This is a genomic window from Vibrio sp. Vb0349, from assembly GCF_033338975.1.
This window is the reverse complement of the sequence record NZ_JAWOTS010000036.1, coordinates 1-11,598: the sequence shown is the minus strand read 5'-3', so window position 1 is coordinate 11,598 and position 11,598 is coordinate 1. Positions and strand designations below refer to the sequence as shown.

Sequence of the window (11,598 nt, the reverse complement as noted above, 5' to 3'; positions counted from 1 at the left end):
GGTGAATAAGTTACTACGTCATATTGGTATTAGCTTTGTGTTTGCTGCAGGACTAGTTGGTTGTGCAGCGCATTCCCCTGCACCTGTCTCTAGCCTAAAAAAAGACTATTCAAGCCTTGAAAGAGGGAGCTACAGAGGGAGTTATTATGAGGTAAAAAAAGGCGATACGCTTTACTTCATAGCTTATGTCACAGATAAAGATGTAAATGATCTTGTTCGTTACAATGAGTTAACTCAGCCTTACACTATCTACCCAGGACAGAGGCTAAAACTTTGGGCTCCGAAATATGTCGCCCCTAAATATGGTCAAAAAGTTGAACCCGTTATGGCTCCTGTTGTTACGACACCCCCAGCTCCAGTGACGAAAACATCAACAGCCTCTAAACCTAAACCTTCGAGTAAAAACTCTAGTCAAAAACCTACAGAGACTAAGCCTAAAGTCGTACAAAAACAGCCTCCAAAGAAGGTTGAACAATCGAAAACAAAGGAGTATGTTGGTTCAAAAGATAACCCAAAAGTGAAGCAAAAAGCGCCAACTACCACAGCAAAGAGTGATAAAGTCTCAAAGTGGTTGTGGCCAACAAAAGGGAGAGTAATCAAGAACTTTTCGGCGGGAGAACAGGGAAATAAAGGTATCGACATCGCAGGACAGCGTGGTCAACCTATCGTTTCAACCGCAGCCGGCACAGTCGTTTATTCAGGCAATGCGCTACGAGGTTATGGCAACTTAATTATAGTAAAGCATAACGACAATTATTTAAGCGCATACGCACATAATGACAAACTGCTGGTCACAGAAGGACAAAGCGTAAAAAGCGGACAAAAAATCGCCACCATGGGTAGTTCAGGTGCAAAGTCGGTCAAACTACACTTTGAAATTCGCTATCAAGGTAAATCAGTGAATCCAAAACGCTATTTGCCTTAAAACTTTGAAAAACAACTTGCGACATCATTTAGCGACATATTGAGTTGTCATGTCTTGCTAACTCGCCAGGGGGAGGCGTTATGAGTATCAGCAACACAGTAACCAAAGTTGAAGAGTTTGCATTTGACAATGCGTCAGTGAAGACCATTGATAACGAACTCGAAAGATCATCATCCACAGAAAGCAAAGCGACTGCGCGTGAAGAATTTGACGCGAGCAGTAAAAGCTTAGATGCAACTCAGTTGTATTTGGGCGAAATTGGCTTCTCACCTTTACTTACTGCCGAAGAAGAAGTGCTTTACGCAAGACGCGCCCTACGTGGCGACGAAGCGGCACGCAAACGTATGATCGAAAGTAACCTACGTTTGGTTGTTAAGATTTCTCGTCGATACAGTAACCGTGGTCTAGCACTACTCGATCTGATTGAAGAAGGTAACCTCGGCTTGATCCGAGCGGTCGAAAAATTCGACCCAGAACGTGGTTTCCGTTTCTCTACTTACGCAACATGGTGGATCCGACAAACGATAGAGCGAGCGTTGATGAACCAAACTCGCACGATCCGTCTACCTATCCACGTAGTGAAAGAGCTGAACATTTATCTGCGTACTGCGCGTGAACTTTCTCAAAAGCTCGATCACGAACCGACCGCAGAAGAAATTGCTGCTCAATTAGATATTCCAGTCGAAGACGTAAGCAAAATGCTACGCCTTAATGAGCGTATTAGCTCTGTCGACACGCCAATCGGTGGTGACGGTGAGAAAGCGCTGCTGGATATTATTCCTGATGCAAACAACTCTGATCCAGAAGTTTCGACTCAAGATGACGACATCAAATCATCGTTGATTCATTGGTTAGAAGAGTTGAATCCGAAACAGAAAGAAGTACTTGCACGTCGCTTCGGCCTACTAGGCTACGAGCCTTCGACGCTGGAAGAAGTTGGTCGAGAGATTGGTCTGACACGTGAGCGAGTACGTCAAATACAAGTGGAAGGTTTACGTCGTCTTCGTGAAGTCCTAATCAAACAAGGTTTGAATATGGAAAACTTATTTAACGTAGAAGACGATTAAATAATCCGTATTTCACTAGATACGCAAAAGGCTATGGTTCCCCATAGCCTTTTTTCTTTTTTGCTCGTTGGTGTGAGTCTGTTTACAGCATCTTCTTCAAGCGATACAGCTCTTCAAGAGCTTGGCGTGGCGTTAAGTCGTCAGGATCAATACCTGACAGAGCTTGTTCGACCTCGCTAGGCTCTGGAATCAGGCTCAACTGGTTAGCCACATCTACTGCACTTGGACGCGGTGTGTCACTGTTTTGCCCCAGTTGCTCTAGCTGAGATAGCTTGTTACGCGCATTTTTGATGACCGTTTTTGGTACGCCAGCTAAGCCCGCAACAGCCAAGCCGTAAGACTTATTTGCCGCACCTTCTTGAACTGCGTGCATAAAGGCAATGCTGTCTCCATGTTCTACGGCATCCAAGTGAACGTTCGCTAAGCTTGGCAGTTGGTTCGGTAACTCTGTTAATTCGAAGTAGTGGGTTGCAAATAGGGTCATCGCACCAATTTGTGTTGCGAGCCATTCCGCACTTGCCCAAGCTAAAGACAGACCGTCGTAAGTACTAGTACCGCGTCCGATTTCATCCATTAGCACCAAACTGTTCTTAGTTGCGTTGTGAAGAATATTGGCTGTTTCGGTCATTTCTACCATGAAGGTCGAGCGGCCAGATGCAAGATCATCTGATGCACCAATACGAGTAAATATACGATCTAAAGAACCAATCTGTGCGGATTCTGCCGGTACATAAGAGCCGATATGTGCCATCAATGCAATCAGCGCAGTTTGACGCATGTAGGTTGATTTACCACCCATGTTTGGACCGGTGATGATCAACATCTTACGGGCTGGGTTAAGCTCAATTGGGTTCGCGATGAACGGCTCTGTTGTTACTTGTTCTACGACTGGATGACGGCCAGCTTGAATGTGAATTCCTGCGTCTTTCACAAGCGTTGGGCGGCAGTAATCTAACGAATCTGCACGCTCTGCTAGGTTTTGTAATACATCTAGCTGAGACAGAGCAGAAGCTAGGTTTTGCAGCTTCTCAAGGTTTGGCATCAATAGATCAAACAGTTCTTCCCACAACTGTTTCTCAAGTGCTAACGCTTTAGACTTCGAGTTAAGTACTTTGTCTTCGTGTTCCTTAAGCTCTGGGATGATGTAGCGTTCAGCGTTTTTGAGTGTTTGGCGACGTACATAATGCGGTGGAACCAAATGGCTCTGGCCACGGCTCACTTGGATAAAGAAGCCATGAACGTTGTTATAGCCTACTTTAAGCGTATCGATACCGTGTCGTTCACGCTCATCTCGCTCAAGCTGCTCAAGATATTCTGTTGCACCGTCTGCCAATTTTCGCCATTCATCGAGCTCCGCATTGTAGCCTTCAGCGATGACGCCACCATCACGAATAACAACCGGCGGATTTTCTTTAATCGCGCGTTCTAACAGGTCACATACTTCGTCAATCGGAGCTGCATACTTCGCCAATTTCGTTAGGTACGGATGGGTCAAAGAAGCGGTGACAGATTCTAGCTCTGGTAGCTGTTGCATGGCATTGCGAAGTCTAGCCATATCGCGAGGGCGAGCAGAGCGTAATGCAAGGCGCGCTAAGATACGTTCAATATCACCAATTTGCTTTAACGTTGGTTGAAGATCGGCAAACAGAGCTTGTTCTTTAATCTCACCAATCGCATCAAGGCGATTGTTTAACGTTTCAATGCAACGCATAGGCTGATGCAACCAACGCTTCAGCATTCGGCTGCCCATCGGAGTTGCACAATGGTCGAGTACTGCAGCGAGCGTGTTATCGGTTCCGCCTGCTAGATTTTGAGTAATTTCCAGATTACGTCGGGTAGCAGCATCAAGGATGACGGATTGATCCTGATGATCAAACGTTAAAGAGCGAATATGAGGTAAAGCCGTACGTTGAGTATCTTTTACGTACTGGATCAAACAACCAGCAGCACACAGCCCTAAGGACGCATGTTCTACACCAAAACCAACCAGATCTTTTGTGCCAAATTGTTGATTGAGTTGTTGCTTAGCCGTATCAAGCTCAAACTCCCAGACTGGGCGACGACGGTTACCATTGCGGCTCGCCATTAAATGTACAGGTTCAAAATCTTCTGGGAACAGTAGCTCACGTGGTGCAGTGCGTTGAAGCTCGGCTGTCATCGCTTCTTCAGTTTCTGGTTCTGTCAGTTGGAAGCGACCAGAGGTGACATCCAGCGTCGCATAACCGAACTTACCGTTGTGATGGTAAATTGCTGCGATTAAGTTATCGACACGCTCAGAAAGCAGCGCTTCATCCGTCACAGTACCTGGTGTCACGATACGCACAACTTTACGTTCTACCGGGCCCTTGCTGGTGGCCGGATCGCCAATCTGTTCACAGATCGCCACAGACTCACCAAGCTGAACAAGTTTTGCCAGGTAGCCCTCTACGGCGTGAAATGGCACACCCGCCATTGGGATAGGTTCACCTGCAGACGCACCACGTTTGGTCAATGAAATATCAAGAAGCTGAGAAGCTCGCTTGGCATCATCGTAAAAGAGTTCGTAGAAATCGCCCATGCGGTAGAACAGCAAAATCTCTGGGTTCTCAGCTTTTAGCTTGAGGTATTGCTGCATCATCGGAGTGTGTTTTTGTTCAGCTTTCACAGGTAAGTTCTTTTGTTTATTTCCGTAGCGGCTTAGGATACGTGAATCCCTATCAAGTAAAAAGAGACAAAGGGCATTTTGGCTATGGAAAAAACAACAAAATTGAGTGCCGATTTAGGCGCATTATTGGCTAAACACGGGCATCTTTTAACGACCGCAGAATCATGCACAGGTGGTGGTGTTGCAACCGCCATTACTGACATTGCTGGTAGTTCAGCGTGGCTTGACCGTGCGTTTGTCACCTACAGTAATGAAGCGAAAATGGAGATGCTTGGTGTGCAAGCTTCAACGTTAGAAGCGCATGGTGCAGTGAGTGAGCCAGTTGTGATTGAAATGGTACAGGGTGCAATTAAAAACTCCGATGCGACCATCGGTGTGTCCATCAGTGGTATTGCAGGGCCGGGTGGTGGCAGTGAAGAGAAACCAGTCGGCATGGTCTGCTTTGCTTTTGCTGATAACCAAAGTTGGCAGCAAGTCGAAACCATGCATTTTACTGGTGACCGTGCAGAAGTTCGCAAAAAAGCGGTCGAGCATGCGCTGACTCAATTGTATCAACATCTACTCTAGAATTTCTTAAATTGTTTTAGCCCAGCATTGATAAGGGCTAGAGCAAATCATGACTTTAGGTCAGCCAAATTTTTTTCATACAGGTATGGACACTGTATGAATCAACAGTATAATAACTTTCATTGCTGAGCAGTTCTTCTGCTTAAGAAAAATGAATTACTATTCGTCGCCCAAAGAAGATGAATAAATCGGAGAAAGTAATGGACGAGAACAAACAGAAAGCGCTCGCCGCTGCGCTAGGTCAAATTGAAAAGCAATTCGGTAAAGGCTCTATCATGCGCCTTGGTGATAACCGCGCAATGGACGTAGAAACCATCTCAACGGGTTCTCTTTCTCTTGATATCGCTTTGGGTGCTGGTGGTCTACCAATGGGTCGTATCGTAGAAATCTACGGTCCAGAATCTTCAGGTAAAACAACGCTAACCCTTGAGCTTATTGCTGCTGCACAACGTGAAGGCAAAACGTGTGCGTTTATCGATGCAGAGCACGCTCTAGATCCTGTATACGCGAAGAAACTTGGCGTTGATATCGATGCATTGCTAGTTTCTCAGCCAGACACAGGTGAGCAAGCGCTAGAGATCTGTGACGCACTTGCACGTTCTGGTGCTATCGATGTTATGGTTGTCGACTCTGTCGCAGCACTAACACCGAAAGCAGAAATCGAAGGCGAAATGGGCGATAGCCACATGGGTCTGCAAGCACGTATGCTTTCTCAAGCAATGCGTAAGCTAACGGGTAACCTAAAGCAGTCTAACTGTATGTGTATCTTCATCAACCAAATCCGTATGAAGATTGGTGTGATGTTTGGTAACCCAGAAACAACAACAGGTGGTAACGCACTTAAGTTCTACGCTTCTGTTCGTCTAGATATCCGTCGTACTGGCGCAATCAAAGAAGGTGACGAAGTCGTAGGTAACGAAACGCGCATCAAAGTTGTTAAGAATAAGATTGCAGCACCATTTAAAGAAGCAAACACACAAATCATGTACGGCCAAGGCTTTAACCGCGAAGGTGAACTTGTCGATCTAGGTGTGAAGCACAAGTTAGTTGAAAAAGCCGGTGCTTGGTATAGCTACAATGGCGATAAGATTGGTCAAGGTAAAGCGAATGCGTGTAACTACCTGCGTGAGCACCCTGAAGTGGCTAAAACTATCGATACAAAACTGCGTGAAATGTTGCTAGCGCCAGCACTTGCGGAAGCGCCTGAAGCTGGTGAAGCGCCAGAGCAAGCTGAAGAGTTTTAATCTCTCATAGATTAATAAATGACAAAGCCCTGCAATGCGGGGCTTTGTTGTATCTATTGAAATCAAAAATCGAATTATCACAAAGGCCATTGAGAGCCTGTACAGCAAAAATACTTTTAGGATCATCATGTACCAAAAACGCCAGGCGCCAACATTATCGAGCAAAGAGGCAGCTATCCAATTGCTTAGCCGTCGCGATCATGGTCAGTATGAGCTTTACCAAAAATTATCGATGAAGGGCTATGAAGAATCAGACATCGACATCGCAATTAATTTTTGCCTAGACCATAATTATCTAGATGATTTACGTTACGCGAAGAGTCAAATTAGACAGCATGTATACAAAGGACATGGAGAGCGTCGAATTCGTCAAGAGTTAAACCAGAAGCGTGTTGCGGAATCGGTGATTGAGCAAGCTATGGCTGAAGAGCCGCAAGATTGGTTTGAACTGGCTAAACAGGCGGCAGAAAAGAAATTCAAAGGTATTAAAGCCAAAGACCAGAAAGAGTACGCTAAACAGGTGCGATTTCTGCAATATCGTGGCTACAGTTTTGACCAAATCAGCTACGCGCTGAACTTTGAGGACGAAGATTAACGGTCAGTCGTCCGCACTGATTTTTGTTTTGCTTCAAATTTTTTCTCCTACTCCCTCTTTTCCTCAAGAAAACTAGTCTCAGCTGTTTGCATGATCTACAATACGGCAAAATTCTAACTCGACTATTTTCAGGAAGAGCTGCATGTACATGAGCACTGATGAGGTTCGTAACGCGTTCCTCAAGTTCTTTGAGAGCAAAGGACACCAAATCGTAGAAAGTTCATCGTTAGTTCCACATAACGACCCAACCCTGCTGTTCACAAACGCAGGTATGAACCAATTTAAAGATTGTTTCTTAGGCTTAGAAAAACGAGCCTACACTCGAGCGACTACGGCTCAGCGTTGCGTACGTGCTGGTGGTAAACATAACGACCTAGAAAATGTTGGCTTTACTGCTCGTCACCACACATTCTTTGAAATGTTAGGCAACTTCAGCTTTGGCGATTACTTCAAAGAAGATGCGATCTCCTTTGCTTGGGAATTCCTAACCGAAGTTCTTAAACTGCCAGCGGATCGTTTATTGGTAACTGTTTACGAAACCGATGACGAAGCGTTTGACATCTGGAACAAGAAAGTTGGCGTACCCGCTGATCGTATTGTTCGCATTGGTGATAAAGAAGGCGGCAAGCCGTACGAGTCTGATAACTTCTGGCAAATGGGCGACACTGGCCCTTGTGGTCCATGTACTGAAATCTTCTACGATCACGGTGAGCACATCTGGGGTGGCCGTCCTGGCACGCCTGAAGAAGATGGTGACCGTTTCATCGAGATCTGGAACAACGTATTCATGCAGTTCAACCGTCACGCAGACGGGACTATGGAACCGCTACCAAAACCATCGGTAGATACTGGTATGGGTATCGAGCGTATCTCTGCAATCATGCAGGGCGTTCACTCAAACTACGAAATCGATGTATTCCAAGCTCTTATCAAAGCAGCAGCAGAAGTGATCGGTTACGAAGACCTATCAAACCAATCACTACGCGTTATCGCTGACCACATCCGTTCATGTTCATTCCTGATCGTGGATGGCGTTATGCCTTCAAACGAAGGTCGAGGTTACGTATTACGCCGTATCATCCGTCGTGCAGTTCGTCACGGTAACAAGCTGGGCGCACAAGGTGCATTCTTCCACAAGTTGGTTGGCGTTCTAGCTGACATCATGGGTACGGCTGGTGAAGAGCTGAAGCGTCAACAAGCTGTGGTTGAAAAAGTACTGCGTATCGAAGAAGAAAACTTTGGTCGTACACTTGAGCGCGGTATGGCGATTCTAAACGAAGCACTAGATAACCTAGACGGTAAAGTACTAGACGGCGAAACCGTATTTAAACTTTACGATACTTACGGCTTCCCAGCTGACTTAACTAACGACGTAGCACGTGAGCGTGAGTTCGCAATCGACGAAGAAGGTTTCGAGAAAGCGATGGAAGAGCAGCGTCAACGTGCGCGTGAAGCGGGTAACTTCGGTACTGACTATAACGCAGCAATCAAAGTTGATACGCAAACAGAATTCTGTGGTTACACAGGTACTAAAGGCTCTAGTTCTGTAGCAGCGATGTTCGTTGAAGGCAACGAAGTAGATTCGCTATCTGCGGGCGACAAAGCAATCATCGTACTTGGTGAAACACCATTCTACGCAGAGTCAGGCGGTCAGTGTGGTGACGCTGGTGAAATCCGTACTGAGTCTGGTGTATTCCGCGTTGAGGACACTCAAAAACTAGGTAACGCAATCGCGCACCACGGTGTAATGGCAGAAGGCGTTCTAGCGAAAGGTGATGAAGTAGCAACTATCGTTGACGCAGAGCGTCGCGCAGCTATCTCTCTAAACCACTCAGCAACGCACTTGCTACACGCAGCACTACGCCAAGTTTTAGGTGAGCACGTAACGCAGAAAGGCTCATTGGTGAAGGCAGACAACCTACGTTTCGACTTCTCGCATCTAGAAGCCGTAACTGCAGCAGAACTGAAAGAAGTTGAGCGTCTAGTTAACGCGCAAATTCGTCGCAACCACACGATTGAAACCAACGTGATGGACATTGAGTCAGCTAAGAAGAAAGGCGCAATGGCTCTATTCGGCGAGAAGTACGATGACGAAGTACGCGTACTGTCTATGGGTGACTTCTCGACAGAGCTTTGCGGTGGTATTCACGCATCAAGCACAGGTGATATTGGCCTATTCAAAATCACTTCAGAAAGCGGCATTGCTGCAGGTATTCGACGTATTGAGGCGGTAACAGGCGAGGCTGCATTAGACGCGATTGAAGCTCAAAACGCGAAGTATGAAGAGAAACTGGCAGAATCTGCACAGAAAGCAAAAGCGCTAGAGAAAGAAGTGCAGAAGCTAAAAGATAAGATGGCAGCAGCAGAAAGCGCTAACATCATGGGCAAAGCGGTTGAAGTCAATGGTACAAAAGTTCTAGTCGCAGCTCTTGAAGGTGCTGACAGCAAGAACCTACGCACTATGGTTGATGACATCAAGAACCAAATGGGGTCTGGTGTCGTACTGCTTGCCAACGTAACAGGTGACAAGGTTGGCCTGATTGCTGGTGTGACTAAAGATCTAACTGGTAAAGTAAAAGCTGGTGATCTAGTTAAGATGATTGCTGAGCAAGTCGGTGGTAAGGGCGGTGGTCGTCCTGACATGGCTCAAGCTGGTGGTACTGATGTAGCCGCACTACCAGAGGCAATTAAAACAGTTCAGCCTTGGTTAGAAGAGCGCTTATAAGCTTTTAACTACTAAAATTACGCTCAATCAAGTTTCTTTGATTGAGCGTAATTTTTTTTAGCAGCCAAGTGGTTTAATTGACCAAAAGTTAACCGAGTCATTTAGGCTATTTGGTTTTTGTTGTAACTACTGCTTATATAATTTTTCTAAAAGGAAATACTGAAGATGTAAGCAGTTCTAAAGAGACTTCGGTCTTGGGAAGGTGAAGACTGGTGAAAAAGCCCCTTATCGTGCAAAAGTTTGGCGGAACCTCAGTGGGTTCAATTGAAAGAATCCACCAAGTTGCTGAACACATCATTAAGGCGAAAAATGATGGCAATCAAGTTGTTGTTGTCGTGTCTGCAATGTCAGGCGAAACAAACAGACTGATGGACCTCGCTAAACAGATAGATAGCGTGCCTACAGCTCGAGAACTTGATGTTTTGCTCTCTGCTGGTGAGCAAGTGTCAATGGCACTGTTAGCAATGACACTCAATAAATTGGGTCATGCTGCACGCTCGCTTACCGGAGCACAGGCGAATATTGTGACGGATAATCAACACAATGACGCAACGATTAAACACATTGATACTAAAACAATTCTGGGATTGCTTGAGCAAGACCAAATCGTGATTGTTGCAGGCTTTCAAGGTGTGAATGAGAACGGGGATATCACCACATTAGGTCGAGGTGGCTCAGATACGAGCGCAGTGGCACTGGCAGGCGCATTGCGCGCTGATGAGTGTCAAATCTTTACCGACGTTGATGGTATTTATACTTGTGACCCACGTGTAGTGAAAAACGCGCGAAAATTGGCGGTTATCGATTTTCCTTCCATGGAAGCGATGGCAAGCCGAGGCGCGAAAGTATTACATTTACCTTCAGTGCAATTTGCATGGAAGAATAATGTGCCACTGCGCGTGCTTTCGACATTTGATGTTAATGAAGGCAGTCTGGTAAAGGGGGAGTTAGGCAATCAAGCCGTCTCTGGTATAGCCATTCAACGTGACCTTGCCATAATCGAAGTCGATAAAGAACATTTATCTAGTGCTACAAAACAATGTCAGATGTTGGGTATCGACATTTGGAATGTGATCGAGGAAACAGAACGGGCAGGTATCATGATAAAACAAGATGCATGTGCCAAGTTCGATCTGGTGTTCAGCGACAAAATCCGTAATAGTGAAGTGGTAAGCCTGTTGACCGCAGTGGGGCTTGAGGCCAATGGAATGGTAGAGCACGCATGCGATTTGTTGGCAAAGCGAGATATTGAGATCAATTTCAGCGCAACGAATGCACTCACTATGATGCTAGTTTTAGCACCCGAATGTGTGGATACAGCAGCAAACATTCTGCATGATGCTTACATTACGTCTAGTGAAGCATTAAACATTCAACAAAAACATGCCTTTTTAGGCTGATTTTCGCTAACAAGGTAGTTTACGAAAATATAACTTTTGTTGGATAATAGCTTTGTAGCAAGAAAATTTAGAGATTACTCAAGGAGCAAAGAATGCTAATTTTGACTCGCCGCGTAGGCGAAACACTGATGATTGGTGATGAAGTGACTGTAACTGTACTAGGTGTTAAAGGTAACCAAGTGCGTATCGGCGTTAACGCTCCGAAAGAGGTTTCAGTTCATCGTGAAGAAATCTACATGCGCATTCAAGCTGAAAAAGGCAATGGCAACGTTGCTTCAGGTAACTACTAAGTCGCTCCTGTTTACAGAGCTTAGTTTGAATGAAAAAGGCTAACCGAAGGGTTGGCCTTTTTAGTTTTTCAGCCCTAAACCACCTACTTCAGTAGGTGGTTATCATCCGTTTCGGCTTTGCCTGTAAAACTACTCATGCTA

9 protein-coding genes are annotated in these 11,598 nt (G+C 45.6%); 8 read left to right on the top strand and 1 reads right to left on the bottom strand.

The genetic code is table 11. The features are described 5' to 3' along the window. Position 1: 1 nt before the first annotated feature. Positions 2–925, top strand: coding sequence for a murein hydrolase activator NlpD (gene nlpD / locus R7Q47_RS21355; protein ID WP_154205037.1), 924 nt, complete (start codon positions 2–4; stop codon positions 923–925). A gap of 80 nt (positions 926–1,005) precedes the next feature. Further along, positions 1,006–1,992: an RNA polymerase sigma factor RpoS gene (gene rpoS, locus R7Q47_RS21350; protein WP_005380887.1), complete on the top strand. Its 987-nt coding sequence runs from the start codon at positions 1,006–1,008 to the stop codon at positions 1,990–1,992. Between the two features lie 82 nt (positions 1,993–2,074). Here rpoS and mutS read toward each other — a convergent pair whose 3' ends face one another. Beyond that, positions 2,075–4,636 (bottom strand): DNA mismatch repair protein MutS, encoded by a 2,562-nt coding sequence (gene mutS / locus R7Q47_RS21345; RefSeq protein ID WP_213910021.1) that lies wholly within the window; start codon positions 4,634–4,636, stop codon positions 2,075–2,077. A gap of 84 nt (positions 4,637–4,720) precedes the next feature. Between mutS and pncC the strand changes: the two genes are divergently transcribed. The 6 genes from pncC to csrA all read left to right on the top strand — a co-directional run bounded on the left by pncC (position 4,721) and on the right by csrA (position 11,457). Beyond that, complete coding sequence (gene pncC, locus R7Q47_RS21340; protein ID WP_213868950.1) at positions 4,721–5,203, top strand: nicotinamide-nucleotide amidase; 483 nt, start codon at positions 4,721–4,723, stop codon at positions 5,201–5,203. 200 nt (positions 5,204–5,403) lie between these two features. Beyond that, on the top strand, positions 5,404–6,447 hold the full coding sequence (gene recA / locus R7Q47_RS21335; protein ID WP_005380874.1) for a recombinase RecA: 1,044 nt from the start codon (positions 5,404–5,406) through the stop codon (positions 6,445–6,447). Positions 6,448–6,574: 127 nt separating this feature from the next. Continuing rightward, positions 6,575–7,042, top strand: coding sequence for a recombination regulator RecX (gene recX, locus R7Q47_RS21330; protein WP_005383799.1), 468 nt, complete (start codon positions 6,575–6,577; stop codon positions 7,040–7,042). A gap of 142 nt (positions 7,043–7,184) precedes the next feature. Next, on the top strand, positions 7,185–9,767 hold the full coding sequence (gene alaS, locus R7Q47_RS21325; protein WP_005380872.1) for an alanine--tRNA ligase: 2,583 nt from the start codon (positions 7,185–7,187) through the stop codon (positions 9,765–9,767). Between the two features lie 212 nt (positions 9,768–9,979). Further along, positions 9,980–11,167, top strand: a complete 1,188-nt coding sequence (locus R7Q47_RS21320; protein WP_005383803.1) for an aspartate kinase — start codon at positions 9,980–9,982, stop codon at positions 11,165–11,167. Positions 11,168–11,259: 92 nt separating this feature from the next. After that, on the top strand, positions 11,260–11,457 hold the full coding sequence (gene csrA / locus R7Q47_RS21315; protein WP_004415691.1) for a carbon storage regulator CsrA: 198 nt from the start codon (positions 11,260–11,262) through the stop codon (positions 11,455–11,457). Positions 11,458–11,598 lie beyond the last annotated feature (141 nt).